Here is a 17,975-nt window from a genome sequence, read left to right as displayed (position 1 = left end):
GGCCCTCGCCCGGGGCGGGGCGGAGCCGACCGTCCTCGCCGAGGCCGGCCTGCCCGTCGGGCGGGTGGTGGCCGCCGTGAGCGATCCGCCGGTGGCGGTCGCCATGCAGTGCGACGCGGACGGCGGCTTCGTGACCGCGCCCGCCGACCCGGCCCGCGTCCGCGCGGACGCCGCCGCCGTCTCGGCCCGCCTGCGGGCGGACGCCACGCCGGCGGGTGCGGGTCCACCACCCGCGACGCTCCCCGCCCTGCTCGCCGCCGCGACGGCGCAGCGGCTGCTCTGCGCGGTCGCCGGCCTGCCGGACCCGGGCGATCCGGACGGCGATCCGCGGCTGCTCGTCGGCCGCCCGGCGGTGCTGGTGGCCGAGGCCCGCCCGCCGCGCGCCGACTACCACCCGTGGGCGGCGGGCCCGGGCCGTACCGCCGGGCCGCCCGACGGACTGGCCGAGGCCCTGCGCAGGGTCACCGCACTCGGCGATCCGCGCCTCGGCGTACTCGACGCGCCCTCGCCCGGTGGCCTGCCGCAACTGCCGGCGGCCCTGGTCTCCTGCCGCACACCCGCCGGAACCCTGGTGGCCGGTGCGGCCCGGACGGACCTGGCCCGGCTGGCCGCCGCCTGCCGGGCCGCCGAACTCCGGCTGGCCGCACTCGACCCGACCGCCCCGGTCGTGGGCGCCGACCCGGACCACGCACTCGGCCGGGCCCTGCGTCGCGCGGCCCAAGCCCGTCCGTCCGAGGGCCGCCCCCTCGCGTGGGCCGCCTGGCGGGAGCACCCCCAGGCGGCGCACTGGTGGGCGGCGCTGGCCCGGCGCCTCGGCCACGCTCCCGAGCTGGAACTCGGCCAACTGGCCGACGAGCAGGCCTTCCTGGCCGTCGTGGCCACCGCCGGTACCGTCCTCGGCCGGGCCGTCGAGGCCACCCCCGCCGACGCGGTCGCCGTCGCCGCCCTGTCCGCCCTGACCCGCCTCATGGCCGCCGGCCACGGCCTGTCCGCCGCCCACCACACCATCTTCACCGGCGCCGCCGCCCCGCTCGCCGCCCGGCGGCAGCCGCCCGGCCGCCCGGACCCAGGCCGCCCGGAGCCAGGCTGGACGGACCCGGGCTGGACGGACGAGGGCTGGACGGACCACTGGATCACCGAACTCGCGGGCCGGGAAGCGGCGTTGCGCGACTCCCTGGGCCGCCTGACCGGGCTGCGCGCCGACCCCTGGCAGCCCGCCACCGCCGCCGCCCGCCCCCTGGCGAACGCCCTGGACGGCTGCGGCTTCACGGTTCTCGTGACCACCGGAGGCCACCCATGACCACCGCCACCGACCTGCCGGTCCTCGACCCCGAGCGGGCGCTGGCGACCACGAGCGGCACCGCCGTCGTCCACCTCACCAGCTGGACCCTCGACCTGGCCGCCCGACTCAGCCGCCACGCGCTGGAGCACCCGGTGCGACTGGTGCCGGTACGGGAGGACGGCGCGCTGACGGTCGTCGGGCCGGTCCTGGAGCCGGGGGCGTCGGCCTGTCTGAGCTGCACCGAGTACCAGCGCCTGGCCACCGCGGGCGGCCGGGTGCCCTGGCACAGCCCCGCACTGGCGCTCGCGGGCACCGGCACCCCGGCCTTCACCGAGGCGGTCGCCGCGCTCGCCGCCGACCTCGCCGCCGACCGGGCGGAGTCCGGGCCGCACGCCACCGTCCACCTCGTCCACGGCGACCGCGCCACCTGGTCCACCCACCTGGTCCGCCCCGTCGGCGGCTGCCCGGTCTGCCGCCCGCTGCCCGCCGACTCGCCCGCCGCCGCCCGGCTGCCCCTGACACCCCGCCCGCTGCCCGATCCGGCCGTGCTGCGCGGCGCGAACGACCTGACGGGCACCGACGGCAGGGCCAACGACCGGCTGCGCGCCGAGCTGTACGACGAGCGTTTCGGCCCGGTCCGGCGCCTGTTCCGCACCGAGGACTCGGCGTTCGCCCTCACCACCGCCTGGGTCACCGACGGCCGGCTGCTCGACGACGGCGGCTACGGGCGGGCCGTGGACTTCCGGTCCAGCGAGCGGGTGGCGCTGTTCGAGAGCGTCGAGCGCTTCGCGGGCATGCGGCCGCTCGGCCGCAGGACCGTCCTGCGGGGCTCCTACGGCGACCTCGCGCGCGACCTGGGGCCCGAGGCCGTCCTCGACCCCGTCCGGCTGGGGCTGCCCGATCCCGCGCACCACGGGCACCCGAACCGGGCCACCGTCCCGTACACCCCCGACCTCGTGCTGGACTGGGTCCACGGCTGGTCCCTCACCCACGCGCGCCCGCTCGCCGTGCCGGAGCACGTCGCCTACTGGGAGCTCCCGGACCGGGACCGCCCCAGGGTGGTCTACGAGTCCTCGAACGGCTGCGGGCTCGGCAACAGCCCCCAGGAGGCCGCCCTCTACGGGCTGTTCGAGGTCGCCGAGCGGGACGCCTTCCTGATGGCCTGGTACGCGCGGACCCCGCTGCCCGGCGTCGCCGTCCCCGTCGAGGACCCGGCCGTCGCCGACCTCGCCGACCGCGCGCGCCTGCTCGGCTACCGGCTCACCCTGCTCGACGCCACCAACGACCTCGGTGTTCCCGCCGTGATCGCCCTCTGCCGCTACCGGGGGAGCCACCCGGACGCCCCGCGCACCTTCCTGGCGGCCGGCGCCCACCACGACCCGCGGGCGGCGATCCGCTCGGCCGTCGCCGAAGTGGTCACCAACGTGCAGGAGGCGGCGCACCGCCCGGCCACCCCGGGCGGGCCGCGCGACCCGAACCGGCTGCGGCCGATGCTGGAACGCCCCGAGCTGGTGGTCGGCCTGGAGGACCACGTCGGCCTCAACACCCTGCCCGAGGCGCAGCCCCGCCTGGACTTCCTCTTCGCCGGCCCGCCCCCGGTGCCCTGGCCCGAACGCTGGCCCGGCGCCCCCGAGCCGGTCACCGACCTGACCCTGCTGCTGGAGCGGACGGTGGCCCGGCTCGCCGAGGAGGGCCTCGACGTCGTGGTGGTCACCCAGGACGAGCCCGGGGTCCGTGAACGGCTCGGCCTGCACTGCGCCAAGGTCGTCATCCCCGGGACCCTCCCGATGACCTTCGGGCACGTCAACCGCCGCACCCGCGGCCTGCCCCGGCTGCTGGCCGTCCCGCACCGGCTCGGCCGCAGCCCCCGCCCGCTGCACCACGACGACCTGGCCCTCCACCCGCACCCGTTCCCGTGACGGCCCCGACCCCCTCCCCGAGGACCCGATGACCACCCACCACCGGCCGACCACCCACTGGCAGAGCCTGCACCTCGCGCTTCCCCTGACCGCCCGGGACGCCGACGCCTTCGTCACCGACGACCTCGCCCCGCTGATGGACGGGCTGACGACGGACCCGGACGCCGACTGGTTCTTCATCCGCTACGGCGAGGGCGGCCCCCACCTGCGGATCCGCTTCCACGGCCCGGGCGCGCCGGAGCAGGCCGAAGGACTCGCCGCCGACCTCGCCCGCCTCGCCGCCCGCCGCACCCCGCCCGCCGGCCCCTGGGCGCCCCGCCACGGCGAGGTGACGGCGGTGCCCTACCGGCCCGAGACCGAACGCTACGGCGGCCCGGCCCTGCTGCCGATCGCCGAGGACCTCTTCGGCCACTCCTCCCGCACGGCCGTCCGTGCCCTGCGGGCCGCCTCCGCAACCGCCGCCCGCCTGCCGCTCGCCCTCGACCTCGCCCACACCACCGCCCACGCGCTCGGCCTCGACGACCTCTCCGCCGCCCGCTGGCTGCGCCGCCACGCCGCCTCCTGGCGCTGGGTCACCGAGTACCGGCCGCTGCCCGGCGCGGCCGTCCACACCAGGGTCAACACGGTGTTCGCCCGGCAGCGGGACGCGCTGGCCCGGCGTGCCCGGGCCCTGCGCGAGGCACTCGACACCGGCGCCGCCGCACCTTGGCTGACCGACTGGTCCGGGCAGGTGGCGGCCGCGGCCGACCGGATGCGCGCTGCCTCGCCGCCCGAGGCCGCCGAGCGGCTGTCCTGGGCCTGGGCCTCCCAGCTGCACATGCTGTTCAACCGCCTCGGCGTCGGTCCCGACGAGGAGCGCGCGGTCTGCCGGCTCGCCGCCCGCACGCTGCTGGAGACCGACCGGCCGTTCGCCTTCTTCCCCGCCGACCGGCACGCCCCCGACTACCAGTACCTGGAGCGCAGCAAGTTCCAGATCGGCCGCAGCGAGGACACCGCGCTGCGCGACCTGGCGCCCCGCCCGGCCCCGCAGGAACAGCCCGACGACGTCCGGCTGCCCGCCGAGCCCCTGCCGGAGCTCACCCTCGCCGAGGTCCTGGGCACCCGTCGCTCCGCCCGCGGCCCGCTGACCGGCCCGCTCACTGCCGCCACCCTCGGCGGGGTGCTCTGGTCCGCGTGCGCACCGGGCCCGGAACTGCGCCGGCCGATCGCCGACGGCACCGACCCCGCCCACCGCCCGTACCCGAGCGCGGGCGCGCTGTACAGCGTCCGTCTGCGCCTGCTCGCCCTCGCCGTGGACGGCCTGCCCGCCGGCACCTACCAGTGCCTGCCGGAGCGCCGCGCGCTGCGCCCGATCGGCCCGGCCCCCGCCCTCGACGACCTCAAGGCCCTCTCCTCCTACCTCTCCCGCCCGGCCGCGGATCCGGACGCCGTCGGCATCGACGAGGCCCCCGCGGTCCTCGCGGTCTACGTCGACCTCGCCCTGCTGCGCAGCCGCTACGGCCTGCGGGCGCTGCGCCTGGGCCTGCTGGAGGCCGGCCACCTGACCCAGAACCTGCTGCTCGCCGCCACGGCCTTCGGCCTCGGCACGATTCCCCTCGGCGGGGTCCACGACGACCTCGCCCACGAACTCCTCGGCCTGGACGACCTGGACGAGCCCGTGCAGTACCTCCTGCCGCTGGGGCGGGTCTGACACCTCGCGTCGGATCAACGCGCGGCCTCGGGTGCCCGGCGGGAGTTGCCGGGCCCGCCCCGGGCCGGGGGCCCGGGCGGTCAGCGTGAGTGGGCGGCGAGGCTGAGCAGCAGGTGGGCGGATTCGGGGTGGTGGAAGTCGGAGTGGGCGCCCGCCGGGTTGAGGCGGGTGGCCAGGCCGCCGCGGTAGACCCGGGCGGCGTCGATGTTGACGATCGGGTGGTCCAACTCGGTGCGCGGGTACGGGGAGGCGGTGGGGCGCAGCCGGGTGCTGAACTGGGGGACGGGGGCGACGCCGGTGCCGGAGTGGCCGATGCCCGGGCGGCCCTCGGCGCGCAGGTGCCAGAAGCCGGTGGCGCGGTCCCAGCGGGAGTGGGTGAGCACCAGCGGGCCGCGCAGCGGGGCGCCGGGGCGGCCGGGGCCGAGGAACAGCCGGGGGAAGAGGTGGGTGAAGGCGTCGCGGGGCGCGGCCATCTGGAAGACCAGCGCGCTGTCGACGGTGAACGGCCGGGTGGGGTCGCCCGGCCGGCTCCAGCCCAGTACCGGCGGCCCGGCGGGCCGGTCGGCCGCGTACTGGACGGCCTCGCAGAGGAAGCGGCCGCCGAAGGAGTGGCCGACCAGGTGCAGGTACTGGCCGTTGCGGTTGGCCAGGACGCGGGGCGAGGCCGGGTCGCCGCGGTCGGCGTCCAGGTAGCCGAGCAGGTGGCCCAGGACGCGCCCGGCCTGCCCCTGGGCGCTCATGGCGTGCGCCCGGGCCCGGATCCGGCGGTAGCCGGCCGGCGACGGCAGGCTGGAGGACGGCCAGCGCACCACCACGCACCACGGGCGGAACCCCCTGGTCAGCCCGGGGTAGGCGGTCGGCGCGGACCGGTGCAGGGCGGCGGCCTCGGTGAGCAGGGCGGCGGCCGAGCGGTCGGCGGCGGCGGGGCTGGTCTGCCAGCCGTGGACGTAGACGTAGACGTCGGTCGCCCGCGGGGGGATGCGCAGGTGCCGGGCGAGGTGTTGGGCGATCCGGGCCTCGGGCACCGGCGTGCGGGTGCCGGGGACGAGCAGCCGGCCCTCCTCGTCCAGGTCGACGGTGGCGGTGGCGATGGGCGTGGGCGCCGTCACGGGGTCAGCTCCAGGATGCTGTCGAGGCCGCAGTGCAGGGAGTAGGTGAGCGCCAGCGGGTTGCGGTACTCGCGGGCGAACCGCCGGACCAGCTGCTGGGTGATCTCGCCCGCCGTGAACTCCCCGGTCAGGTAGAGGTCGAGGAAGGCGAAGGCGTACTCGGCGGCGAAGACCTGCGGGATCTCGATCTGCGGGCCGAGCACGCCGTTGGCGCCGAGGTCGACCAGCGCCCGGCCGAGGTGCTCCAGTTCGGCGGCCGTGGACTGCCCGGTGTGGCACGCGTTCAGCAGCACGAACGGCCGGAACATGGCGTCCGGCGCCTCGGCGTGCCGGCGGCGGTGGCGGCGCACCAGGTCGGCGTCGATCTGGCGGTCGTCGGAGAGCCGGACGGCGAGCTGCTCGTACGGGGAGTCGCCGGCGACGAACTGGCCGTGGCACCAGAAGTACATGACGTCCTCGTCCAGCACGGCGGAGGACAGCGCCTTGAGCAGCGGCTCGGACTCGGTGCGCACGGTCAGCTGGGAGCGGTCCTCCAGCAGCTTGCGGACCTCGGGGGCCCGGCCGACGTCGGTGAGCTGGTCGTCGGTGTTGAGGCTGGTGACGGGCCTGGTGCGGGCCGGGTACGGCGGCTGGATCGGCGGGTAGCCGGCGCCGGTCTGCTCGACCTGGTGGCGGTGGCCGAGGAAGTCCGCCCACGGGTCGGCGTGGCCGCCGTCGACGGCGAGCATCGGCCAGGGCAGGTGGAGGTCGGAGTCGAAGCTGATCCGCAGCGAGCCGTGCTCGGTGAGCGTCCGGGTGAGGTACTCGCGGAAGACGGTGAGCTCGCGCTCCGGCCCGTCGAGCATCACCTCCAGGAAGTACCGTCCCTCCTCGGCCAGTTCGGCGACCTGCCGCTCGGCGACGCCGGCCAGCCGGTTGAAGTCGACGGCCTGGGCGAAGGGGTAGCCGCCGATCGGCTCCGGGTCGTACTGGACCAGGCGGTCGCGCCAGACGGTCCGCAGCCGGGAGGCCCGGGCGAGCAGGGCGGGGGCGGACACCTTCAGCTCCGCGCGGTGGGGGCGGGACCAGGGCGTGCGCTCGCCGGGCCGGAAGGCGGAGACGAACAGGTCGTCGCGGTGGCGGCGCAGCGAGACCACGAGGTCCAGCGGGGCCGGCTCCTTGGCCTGCGGGGCGTCCGGCGCCTGCTGCCGGGGGAGCCGGGTGAAGTCGGCGGAGGGGTTCTGGCGGATCTCGACGAGGAGGTCCCGGGCCACGCGATTACTCCTCGTCCTGGGCGATGTCGGCGACGGTGATGGCTTGAGAGGTGACGGCTTGGGCGGCGACGGTGGCGGCTTGCGCGACGGGCGGGACCTCGACGACGGCGCACAGGTCCTGGAGCACGGCGCCGTGCCCCCGGTCGTAGACGGTGATCCGGACGGTGTGCGGCCCCGGCACGGACGGGGTCAGCGCGAAGCGGACGGGCTCCCCGGCGGGGCTGTAGTCGGCGACGGGCGGATCGAGCACGGCGTCCGAGGCGGCGACGGCCACCAGGCGCAGGCCCGGCAGCTCGCCGGGGTCGCTCTGCGGCACCTCGGGTTCCAGCCGCAGTTCCAGGTGCACGGCGGCCCCCACCGCCGGCTCGTCGAGCAGGGTGAGCCGGGGCCGCCAGGCCGTCCTGGCCGGCGCGGGCGCCGGGGGGCGGTGCCGCGACCCGCGCGAGCGCCGGATCAGCGCGGCCGGCTCGGACGGTTCCGGGCCGAGCTCCGCGCGGACGGGTGCGGCCGGCAGCGACTGCGGCCCGCCGCCGTCGAGTCGGGCCGGCGACTCGGCTGCGCCGCCGTCGAGTCGGGCCGGCGACTCGGCTGCGCCGCCGTCGAGTCGGGCCAGGGCCGTCCGGCTCTCCACCGCCAGCGGATGGCCGGGGCCCATCAGGGTCCGGCGCGCGGTGTGGACGGCCGCCAGCAGGCCCTGGGCGGCGTCCCGGCGCCCGCTCGCGGCGAGCGCGGCGGCCAGGCCGACGGCCAGCGTGGGGAACACCGGGAGCAGCCCGGGGCGCAGGGTGCCGAGGCTGACGGCGACGTCGTCGGCCTGCCGGTGCCCGGTCAGCAGTGCCCCGGCCGGGATCCGGTCGGCGACGATGCCTTCGTACACCCGCACCGCCCCGACGGCGTCGCCGGCCCGCAGCCGCGCGTGGGCGAGGCTCTGGCGGATGCTCAGGGTGAGGGAGTTGCGGGGGCCGTGGCTCGCGGCGCACTCCTCGGCGAGTTCCTCCAGCCGGACGACGGCGCGCAGCGGCCGCGGGCCGCAGGCCAGCAGCAGCGCGTGGGCCTCGCGGGCGGTGAGGGTGGCGTCGTCGGTGCTGCCGAGGGCGTCGTCCGCGCAGGCGGCGAGGGTGGCGGCCAGGCGCACCGCCGCGTCGTGCTCCCCGTTGAGGTGGCGGGCGAGGGCGAGGACGCACCCGGACCGGACGAGGCCGGGCAGGGCGGGGCCGGCGGGTCGGGTCCAGTCCGGCGTCAGGGGCGACAGTTCGGCGATCGCGCCGGCGTGGTCCCCGGCGAGCACCAGGGCCTGGGCGAGGCCGTACCGCACGGCGTGGGCGAGGAGGTGCTCCGGACCGAGGGCCGATTCGACGGCGGCCAGCACCTCCCGGTAGCAGTCGGCGCCCTCCGCGTACCGGCCGGCCTCGACGAGGTTGAGCGCGATGCTGTCCCGGTCGTCGAGAGCGTCGAGGGTGTCGAGGGCGTTGAGGGAGTCGAGGGCGCCGGGGTGTTCGGCACCGAGGATCCGGGTGCGGTCGGCCAGCAGGGCGCGGTAGAGCGCGTCGGCGCGGTCGTGCTCCCAGCGGCGGCGGTGGGCGTGGGCGAGGTCGGCGCGCGCGGTGAGGGCGTCGGGGTGGTCCTGGCCGTGTACGCGCTCGTGGTCGGCGAGCAGCATCAGCCGTTCGACGATCTCCTGCCGCTGCCGGCCGGCGCGGGCGTGGGTGGAGGCGAGGCTGGAGCGCTCGCCGAGGGTGTCCGGGTGGTCCGCGCCCTGGACCCGGCTCCGGTGGGCGATCAGCTCGGTGAACAGGGCTGTGGCGCGGTCGAGTTCGCCGGTGGCGAGGACGGCCTCGGCGAGTTGGGAGAGCTGGTGGAGGGTGTCCGGGTGGTCGGGGCCGTGGATGCGCGCACGGTCGGCGGCCAGTGCCTCCCGTTCGGCCTCGGCCTGGTGCAGGAGGCCCGCGAGTCGGCGGTCCTGGGCGAGGCTGCCGCGACAGGCGAGGGTGCCGGGGTGGTCCGGGCCCTGGAGCCGGATCCGGTCCCGCAGCAGCGCCTCGTCGAGTTCCGTCGCGGGGCGGTGGTCGCCGCCCGACCGGTACGTCCAGGCCAGCAGGAACCGGGCGCCGAGGGCGTCGGGGTGGTCCGGTCCGAGCACCCGCTCGGTGTCGGCGACCAGGGGCGCGGCCAGGTCGAGCGCGCGTTGGAGGTCGTAGCCCGCGCGGTACGAGGACGCCTGCCACCAGCGGGCGTTGAGGGTGTCCGGGTGGTCGGCGCCGAGCACCCGGGCCCGGTCGGCGGCGACGGCGCCGAAGGCCTCGGCCGCGCGGCGCTGGTCGTCCGCGTCGCGGTGGGCGGCGGCCTGCCACCACCGGGTGGTGAGCGTGTCCGGGTGGTCCGGGCCCTGCGCCCGCTCCTGGTCGGCCAGCAGCGCCGTGTACAGCTCGGCGGCGGCGGGGTGGTCGCCCGCCGCCACCACCGACCGTGCGAGGCCGAGCCGCGCGTCGAGGGTGTCGGGGTGGTCCGGTCCGAGCACCCGTTCGTAGTCGGCGACCAGGGCCCGGAACAGGTCCACCGAGCGGTCGTGCTCGGCCGCGTCGCGGCAGGTCCGGGCCAGGCCGAGCCGGGTGTCCAGGGTGGTGGGGTGGTCGGCGCCCAGGACCCGGGCCAGGTCCGCGACCAGTGCCTCGTACAGCTCCAGGGCGCGGTCGAGTTCGCCGACCTCGCGGTGGCCCGCCGCCTGCGAGCGCCGGGTGTCGAGGGTCTCGGGGTGGTCGGGGCCCTGGAGCCGGGTGCGGTCGGCCACCAGCGCGGAGTGCAGCTCTGCGGCGCGGCGGTGCTCGCCCGCCTCGCCGTGCGCCCAGGCCAGGGAGCCGCGGGCGTCCAGGGCCAGCGGGTGGTCGGCGCCGTGGAGCCGGGTGCGGTCGGCGGCCAGGGCCTCGTAGCGGGCGATGGCGCGGCGGTGGTCCTTCGCGGCGGAGGTGGCCCAGGCCAGTCCGGCGCGCGTGGCCAGGGTCTCGGCGTGGTCGGCACCGCGGATCCGGGTGTCGTCGGCCACCAGTGCGTCGAACAGCTCCACCGCGCGGCGGTGGTGGCCGGCCCGCTGGTGGCCGTTCGCCTGCCACCAGCGGGCGGTGAGGGTCTGGGGGTGGTCGGCGCCGAGGATCCGGCTGCGGTCGGCCGCCAGCGCGTCGTACAGCTCCACCGCGCGGCGGTGCTCGCCGGCCTGCTGGCAGTCGTGTGCCAGCCACCAGCGGGCGTTGAGGGTGTCCGGGTGGTCGGGGCCCTGCAGCCGGGCCCGGTCCGCGACGAGCTCCTGGTGGAGCTCCAGCGCCCGGCGGTGCCGGCCGGCGGCGGTGAGTGCCTGCGCCAGCGCCAGACGGGCGCCCAGGGTGTCGGGGTGTTCCGGTCCGTGGACGCGGGCGTGGTCGGCCACCAGGGCTTCGGACAGCGTGACGGCCTGCCGGTGGTCGCCCGCCTCCCGGCAGCTGTCGGCGTGCCACCAGCGGGTGTTGAGCGTCTCCGGGTGGTCGGGGCCCTGCAGCCGGGCGCGGTCGGCCACCAGCGTTTCGTACAGTTCCGCCGCGCGCCGGTGCTCCCCGGCGTCCCCGTGCGCGGAGGCGAGCCACCACCGGGCGCTGAGGGTGCGGGGGTGCTCCTCGCCGTACAGCAGGACGCAGTCGGCGACCAGTTCCGCGTACAGCTCCACGGCGCGCGGGTGGTCGCCGCTCTCGTCGTGGGTCCGCGCCAGCTGGAGGCGGGCGCTGAGGGTGGTGGGGTGCCCGGCGCCGAGCGTCAGGGTCAGGTCGGCCAGCACCCGTTCGCGTTCGGCGAGCGCCTCCCGGATCCGCCCCGCGCACTGGAGGGCGTAGGCCAGGCCGGTGCGGGCGTTGAGGGTCTGCGGGTGGTCGGGGCCGTGGACCCGGTCGTAGTCGGCCACCAGCCGTGTGCGCAGTTCCACGGCCTGCCGGTGGTGCTCCGCCGCGCCGTGCAGCCAGGCCTGCCAGCCGCGGGTGTGGAGGACGGCGGGGTGGTCGGCGCCGAGCACCCGCAGCCGGTCGGCGACGAGTCGGTCGCACAGCTCCGCCGCGTGCCGGTGGTCGCCGGCGTCGCCGAGGGCCCGGGCCAGGCTCAGCCGCGCCTCGAAGGTCTCGTGGTGGTCGGGGCCGTGGACCCGCTCGCGGTCGGCGAGGAGCCGTCGGCATGCGGCGAGCGCCGCGCGGGGGCGCCCGGCCAGCAGCAGGGTGCGGGTGAGGTTGGACCGTTCGTCCAGGGTGTCCGGGTGGTCCGGGCCCTGGATGCGGGCGCGGTGGGCCACCAGGTCTTCGAACTCGGCCAGTTCATGGTCGGTCCGGCCCGCGACGCGCAGCGCGTAGGCGAGGTCGCTGCGCTCCTCCAGGGTGCCGGGGTGGTCCGCCCCCTGGACGCGGGAGCGGCTGCGGACCAGCGCCCGGTGTTCGTCCACCGCCGTCCGGAGTTGGCCCGCCTCGCGGTGGGCGTGGGCGAGACCGCTGCGCACGTCCAGGGTGTGGGGGTGGTCGGGCCCGAGGACGCGGGTGTAGTCGCGGACCAGATCGGTGAACCGGGCGACCGCCGAAGCCGGGTGCCCGGCCTCGCAGTAGGCCGTCGCCAGTCGGCCGCGTGCGAAGAGGGTCTGCGGATGGTCCGGCCCCTGCACCCGGACGTGGTCGGCGACCAGCGCCTCGTACCCGGCGACCGCGGCCCGGTGGTCTCCCGCGACGACGTGGGCGGCCGCGAGCCAGTCGCGGCTGGTCAGGGTGTCGGGGTGGTCGGCGCCGAGCACCCGGGCCCGGTCGGCCACCGCCTGCTCGTACAGGGTGATGGCCAACCGGTGCTGGCCGGCGGTGAGTTGGGCGTACGCGAGCCCGTTGCGGTGGGCCAGGATGTCCGGGTGGTCGGGGTCGTCCAGGACCCGGCCGGCGTCGGCCAGCAGCCGCTCGAACTCCGCCACCGCCGCCTGGTGTTGACCGGCCACCTGGAGGGCGTAGGCCAGGCCCGCGCGGCTGGTGAGGGTCTCCCGGCTGTCGGCGCCGAGCACCCGCGCCCGGTCGGCCGCCACCGCGCGGAACTCCTCGACGGCGCAGCGGTGTTCACCCGCCTTGCGGTAGGCGTGGGCGAGGGTGCTGCGGTCGGCGAGGGTGGCCGGGTGGTCGTGGCCCTGGAGGCGGGTGCGGTCGGCCACCACCGCCCGGCAGAGCGCGACGGCCCGGGCCGGATCGCCGGCCCGGGCGTGGAGTTCGGCGAGCCGGCCCCGGGTGGCCAGGGTGTCGGGGTGGTCGGCGCCCAGCAGGCGGGTCTGGTCGTCGGCCATCGCGGTGACCAGCGGGATGGCGAACACCCGCTGGGCCCGGTCGGTCAGCTCGCCGGCGGCCAGCCGGTACAGCGCGACGGTCTGCGGGGTGGGCTGCTCGGACGGGCCGCCGGCGGCCAGCTCGCGGATGTGCGGCAGCAGCGCCCGGCGCAGCCGGGGCCCGGCGGTCGGCCAGAGCCGGGCGGCGGCCTCGGCGAGCTGCTGTTCGGCGCGCCGGCGCAGCGGGCGGGCGCCGTCGGAACGGCGCAGCACGCCCTGGAGCAGGCGGTGCACGGTGACGGTGTCGCCGAGGGTGATCAGGTTGTAGTCGGCGAGCAGCCGCAGCGCGGAGTCGACCTCGGCCGGGCGGCGCGCGCCGAAGGGCGTCAGGGCTTCGCGCGGCAGCGCCTCGGGGGCGTACCAGGCGAGCGTGCGCAGCAGCTCGACGGCGAACGGGGTGGTGGCCTGGACGGTGCGCAGGGTGGTGTGCCAGAGCCGGGAGACGGTGGCCACCGCGCCGGAGCCGGTACCGGAGTCGGTACCGGAGTCGGAGCCGGAGCCGGAGTCGGAGTCAGGGCCGGCCGGGCTGCTGGTGCGCAGCAGCTCGCGGTAGGCGGCGAAGGTCGTGCCGGTCTGCTGCACGTAGGCGCCGGCCTGGGCGAGGGCGAGCGGGAGATGGCCGAGTTCGTCGGCGAGGGCGAGCACCTCGGCCTGTTCGGCCCGCGCCCCGGGGTAGGCGGCGCCGCAGAGCAGCCGGGTGGCCTCGGGGGCGTCGAGGACGTCGATCCGCACCGGGCGGATGCCGGGGTGCCAGCCGCCGGCGCGGCGGCTGGTGACCAACTGGTGGCCGCGGCCGAGCAGGCGGCCGAGATAGGGGGTGAGATGGACCGGGTCCTCGGCGTTGTCGTAGACGAGCAGCCAGCGGTCGTGGGCGCGCAGCCAGGCGAGCGCCCACTCGACCTGCTGGCCGGGCGGGGCGGTGAGGGCCCAGGTGGGGTGGAGGTGGACGGCGAGGTCGGCGAAGGCCTCGGCGAGCTGCTCCTCGGACTCGGCGGTGATCCACCAGATCAGCCGGTAGTGCGTGGCCTCGGCGTAGGCGTAGTGCAGCGCGAGGGTGGTCTTGCCGACCCCGCCGAGGCCGTGCAGCGTGGTGGCCTGGGTGACCAGCCCGCTGCCGTCGCCGTCCGACAGCGCCTCGGCGATCGCCCGCAACGCGCCGTCGCGGCCCACGAGTCGGTCCGCGGCGCGGGGCGGCAGATTGGGAGTGGGGGCGCTCGCCTCGACGGTCAGCGCGGCCCGCGCCGCCTCGGGCGGCAGCACGGCCGCCCGCTGCTCGGCATGCGGGTTCCCGGCGGTGGCGGGTGAGACCGGGCGGCGGCGCTGGTCGAAGGCCTCGTGGTCGGGCAGGCCGCCCTCGGGCCGGACATGCGTCGTCCTGGACATCAACACTTCGGCGCCCTCACCCCCACGTACGGTTCCGCCCGCCCACCGTAGTCGCGGGCGGGCGCCGTGTCACCGGATTCCGCCGGTCACCCGGAGCCGGGCGCACCACTGTCGGTACCGGACGGTAGCGTACCCGGATGATCATGCACACCGCCCCCACCTGGCACGCCACCGGAACGGGCGGCCCGGAGGCGTCCTGGTCCTCGCCCCCGGGCTGGCCGGCCGGCCGGATCGCCTGACGGCCGGCCGGACGTCAGTCCGCCAGCCCCAGCGGGTCCGGGGCGGGGGCGAGCAGTTCCGGACCGTTGGAGCGGACGCTGTTGACGGCGGGGGAGACGGCCCGCACCCGCAGGGCGCCGTCGGCGGGGCGGCGCAGCAGGTGGTGGAGTTCGTCGGAGTCCGTGAGGTCGGGGGCGAGCCAGGCGGCCAGGTCGGCGGGGGCGATGGTGAGCGGCATCCGGTCGTGGACGCGCCCGGCGCTGTCGGTGGCGTCGGTGGTGATGACGGTGGCGGTGGCGAGCCAGGCCGCCGGGTCGTCCTCGGGCCGGGTGCGGTCGCGCCAGAACTCGTACAGGCCGGCCATCAGCATGACCGAGCCGGTGCTGAGGAAGTACGGCTGCTTGTACTTCTTCCGGTCGGCGGCGGCGGGCACCTCGCGCCACTCGAAGTAGCCGTCGGCGGGGATGACGCAGCGCCGGGTGGTGAAGGCCTTGCGGAAGGCGGGCTTGAGGTGGACGGTCTCCGAGCGGGCGTTGATCATGCGGGCGCCGCCGGAGGGGTCCTTGGACCAGGACGGCACCAGGCCCCAGCGCAGCGGGCGCAGCTGCCGCAGCAGCTCGCCGCTCTCCCGGTCGACGCGTTCCAGGACGGCGGGCACCGGGTCGGTGGGCGCCACGTTCCAGCTCGGCGCGAACGACTCGGCCGGATCCCAGCGCAGTTCCCCGAGCAGGGCGACGAGGTCCTGGGGCGTGGTGGTGGAGACGAAGCGACCGCACATGCCCCCACCCTGCCACCAGCGGCGGACAATGCCGGGTCAGTAGGTGGGATGGCGGCCCGGGGTGTGGCCGAAGGTGCGGCGGAAGACGTCGATGAAGGCGCTCGCGGAGGACCAGCCGCAGCGGTGCGCGACCGCCGTGACGGGCAGGCCCTCGGCGAGCAGCACCAGCGCGTGGTGCAGCCGCAGCTGGGTGCGCCACTGGGGGAAGGTCATGCCGAGGTCGGTGCGGAAGAGCCGGGAGAGCGTGCGGTCGCTGGCGCCGACCGCCCGGCCCAGCTCGGCGAGGGTGTGCTGGTCGGCCGGGTCGGCCCGCAGCCGGTCGCAGACCGCGCGCAGCAGCGGCGTGGCGGGGGCGGGCAGGTGCAGCGGCTGCTGCGGGGAGGCGCGCAGCTGGTCGAGCAGGACGGCGCGCAGCCGGGCCCGTTCGGGGCTGTCGTCCTCGGGGGTGCGGGTGTAGGCGACGATCAGTTCGCGCAGCAGCGGCCCGACGGCGAGCACGGTCGGCCGGTCCAGGCCGAGCGGGTTCTCGGCGGCGGGCAGCCCGACCAGGTGGAGGTCCAGTTCGCCGTGGGCCTGGTGGGCGTGCACGGTGCCGGCCGGGACCCAGATGGCGCGGGTGCCGGGGGCGACCCAGGAGCCGGCGTCGGTGGTGATGGCGAGCACGCCGCTGGCCGCGTAGGCGATCTGGTGGTCGTCGTGGCGGTGGGCGTCGATCCCGGTGCCGGAGGCCAGCCGTTGGGCGCGGGTCGGGGCGACGGGGTCGTGGCGGATGTTCGGCATCACCTGGCAGATTATCGGAAGCCCGACAGGTGCCGCTGCGCCGAGCATGTCGGCATGCCGAAGACAACGCCGGACAATCTGCCGATCGCTATGCCCCCTACGTCCAGTACATCCAGTACGTCGAGCACGCCTGACAATCCGAAGAGCACACCCGGCAAACGGGACTCCTCGATCACCCTGCTGTCCCTCGGACACGCCTGCGTGGACGTCTACCAGGGCGCGGTGGCCGCCCTGGTCCCGTTCTTCGTGGCCGAGCGCGGCTACGGCTACGCCGCCGTCTCGGGCGTGGTGCTCGCCGCCTCGCTGCTCTCCTCGGTGGCGCAGCCGCTGTTCGGCGCGATCACCGACCGCCGCCCGCTGCCCTGGCTGCTGCCGGTCAGCACGCTGGTGGGCGGCGTGGGCATCGCGCTCAGCGGGGTGAGCGGCTCGTACCCGCTGACGCTGGCCTTCGTGGCGCTGTCCGGGGTCGGGGTGGCCGCGTACCACCCGGAGTCCGCCCGGGTGGCCCGGCTGGCCGCGCGGGACGGCCACCGGGGGATGGCCTGGTTCTCGCTGGGCGGCAACCTGGGCTTCGCGGCGGCCCCGCTGCTGGTCTCCGTGGTGGTCTCGGGCGGCGGCCTGCGGCTGACCCCGCTGCTGGTGCTGCCGGCGCTCGCGGGCGCCGTCCTGTGCCTGCCGGTGCTGCGCGAACTGGAGCGCCGGCGGGCCGCCGGGGCGGCTTCGGCGCCGGTGGCCGGGGCCGACGACCGGGCCTCGTTCGTGCGGCTGTCGCTGGCCGTGGTGTGCCGCTCGATCGCCTTCACCGGCCTGAGCACCTTCCTCGCGCTGTTCGCCACCCAGCGGGTCGGCGGCGGTACGGCGGCGGGCACCGCAGCGCTGGTGGTGCTGTACGCGGGCGGCGCGGTGGGTTCGGTGCTGGGCGGCGCGCTGGCGGACCGCTGGGGCCGGGTCGCGGTGGCGCGCTGGTCGTACCTGGTGGCGGCGGTGGCCGTGGCGGGCGTGGTGCTGGTGCCGGGCCCGGCGCTGTACGTCTTCGTGGCGTTGACCTCGGCGGGCCTGTACGTGCCGTTCTCGTTGCAGGTCACGCTGGGGCAGGACTACCTGCCCTCGCGGATCGGCACCGCCAGCGGGATCACGCTGGGCCTGACCGTCAGCATCGGCGGCCTGGCGAGCCCGGTGATCGGCGGCCTCGCCGACGCGACCTCGCTGCGCACCGCCCTGTTTCCGCTGGTGCTGATGCCGGTGCTGAGCTGGCTGCTGTTCCGCACCCTGCCGGAGCCGGTCGCGCCCGAAGCCTTTGGCGCGGCCGCGCCCGAGCCGGGTCCGGCGGCTACGCGGTGACGGCCGCGACGACCTCGGCGTAGGCGTCGAACAGCCGGGGCGCGCCCGGCCCGGGGTCGGCGAGCAGCAGCGCCCAGCAGCGGGCGACGAGTTCGCGGGCCGCGGTGCCGGCCCAGGGCTGTGGCAGGAGTTCCGGCGGCAGCAGCGGGTCGGGCTCCATGGCCTCGGTGAAGGCGGCGGCCAACTCCAGGGCGACGGTGAGCAGTTCGGAGCCGGTGAGGCCCTTCTCCAGCCGGGCGAGGCGGTCGGCCGCGACCTCGGTGAGCCGCTGGTGGCCCTCGGCGACCTGGTCCAGCGGCCACCAGCGCCGGGCGAGCGCGCGGGGGTCGTCGGTCTCGCCGGTGCGCAGGTCGCGGCTGGTGAGGAGGGTGAGGTGGCCGCGCACGTCGAGGGCGGCGGCCTCGGCGAGGACGTCCTCCTCCCAGGGGTGCGGCGAGACGTAGAGGCCGTTCTGCACCGGGGCGCCGCCGAGTCGGAGGATCGCCTCGCGCAGCGCGTCGCGGGCGGGCCGGGCGTGCTCGGGGACGGCGAATCCCGCGAGGTGCCAGACGCCGTCCCAGGGGGCCCGGCCGCGGTCCTGGGCGTACATCAGCGCCACGTACTCGACGTCGGGGTCGATCGAGCGCCGGGTCTCGGCGGTGGCCCGCAGCAGAGCCCGGCGGCCGCGCCCCTCCTGGACGAACCGCCCGTCGCCGGTGAGGCGCTTGACGGTCAGCCGGACCTGCTGGTCGGTCATCCCGAGCAGGCCGGCCACGGTGTACAGGTCGCCGCAGTCGACCGTGCCGTCCGTACGGACCATCGCCTCGACCAGCACCCGGGTCGGAATCTCCACCATGGCGACCATCCTAATACGTTCACATCTGATACG

At 77.0% G+C, this 17,975-nt stretch carries 9 protein-coding genes and 1 pseudogene; 4 read left to right on the top strand and 6 right to left on the bottom strand.

Annotation, left to right across the window (positions count from 1 at the left end):
- From ACFWPT_RS27665 to ACFWPT_RS27655, 3 genes and pseudogenes are all read left to right on the top strand, one after another.
- Positions 1 to 1,300: pseudogene (locus ACFWPT_RS27665) on the top strand (hypothetical protein); the annotation flags it as partial.
- Positions 1,297 to 3,201, top strand: coding sequence for a TOMM precursor leader peptide-binding protein (locus tag ACFWPT_RS27660; protein WP_380373640.1), 1,905 nt, complete (start codon positions 1,297 to 1,299; stop codon positions 3,199 to 3,201). The pseudogene ACFWPT_RS27665 and the gene ACFWPT_RS27660, both read left to right, overlap by 4 nt.
- Positions 3,202 to 3,229: 28 nt before the next feature.
- Positions 3,230 to 4,891, top strand: coding sequence for a thiopeptide-type bacteriocin biosynthesis protein (locus tag ACFWPT_RS27655; RefSeq protein ID WP_380485023.1), 1,662 nt, complete (start codon positions 3,230 to 3,232; stop codon positions 4,889 to 4,891).
- An 80-nt stretch (positions 4,892 to 4,971) separates the two neighbouring features.
- On the opposite strand, the gene ACFWPT_RS27650 is transcribed toward ACFWPT_RS27655, so the two are convergent.
- From ACFWPT_RS27650 to ACFWPT_RS27630, 5 genes are all read right to left on the bottom strand, one after another.
- Positions 4,972 to 6,000 (bottom strand): hypothetical protein, encoded by a 1,029-nt coding sequence (locus ACFWPT_RS27650; RefSeq protein ID WP_363376373.1) that lies wholly within the window; start codon positions 5,998 to 6,000, stop codon positions 4,972 to 4,974.
- Positions 5,997 to 7,253, bottom strand: coding sequence for a CHAT domain-containing protein (locus tag ACFWPT_RS27645; RefSeq protein WP_063345885.1), 1,257 nt, complete (start codon positions 7,251 to 7,253; stop codon positions 5,997 to 5,999). Before ACFWPT_RS27645 ends, ACFWPT_RS27650 begins: the two co-directional genes overlap by 4 nt.
- Before the next feature lie 4 nt (positions 7,254 to 7,257).
- Positions 7,258 to 13,989 (bottom strand): FxSxx-COOH system tetratricopeptide repeat protein, encoded by a 6,732-nt coding sequence (gene fxsT / locus ACFWPT_RS27640; RefSeq protein WP_380485021.1) that lies wholly within the window; start codon positions 13,987 to 13,989, stop codon positions 7,258 to 7,260.
- Positions 13,990 to 14,242: 253 nt separating this feature from the next.
- Positions 14,243 to 14,986, bottom strand: a complete 744-nt coding sequence (locus ACFWPT_RS27635) for an SOS response-associated peptidase (protein ID WP_363376379.1) — start codon at positions 14,984 to 14,986, stop codon at positions 14,243 to 14,245.
- Between the two features lie 36 nt (positions 14,987 to 15,022).
- Entirely contained in the window at positions 15,023 to 15,766 is a 744-nt protein-coding gene (locus ACFWPT_RS27630) for an AraC family transcriptional regulator (RefSeq protein WP_380485027.1), read from the bottom strand.
- A gap of 54 nt (positions 15,767 to 15,820) precedes the next feature.
- Here ACFWPT_RS27630 and ACFWPT_RS27625 point away from each other — a divergent pair, with 54 nt between their 5' ends.
- Complete coding sequence (locus tag ACFWPT_RS27625; RefSeq protein ID WP_380373655.1) at positions 15,821 to 17,107, top strand: MFS transporter; 1,287 nt, start codon at positions 15,821 to 15,823, stop codon at positions 17,105 to 17,107.
- On the opposite strand, the gene ACFWPT_RS27620 is transcribed toward ACFWPT_RS27625, so the two are convergent.
- Entirely contained in the window at positions 17,097 to 17,942 is an 846-nt protein-coding gene (locus ACFWPT_RS27620) for a PaaX family transcriptional regulator C-terminal domain-containing protein (protein ID WP_380485018.1), read from the bottom strand. The genes ACFWPT_RS27625 and ACFWPT_RS27620 overlap by 11 nt on opposite strands.
- Positions 17,943 to 17,975 lie beyond the last annotated feature (33 nt).

This window comes from Kitasatospora sp. NPDC058478 (genome assembly GCF_042720345.1).
GTDB lineage: Bacteria > Actinomycetota > Actinomycetes > Streptomycetales > Streptomycetaceae > Kitasatospora.
Note: the sequence above shows the minus strand (reverse complement) of the source record. Positions and strands in the feature narration are given on the sequence as shown.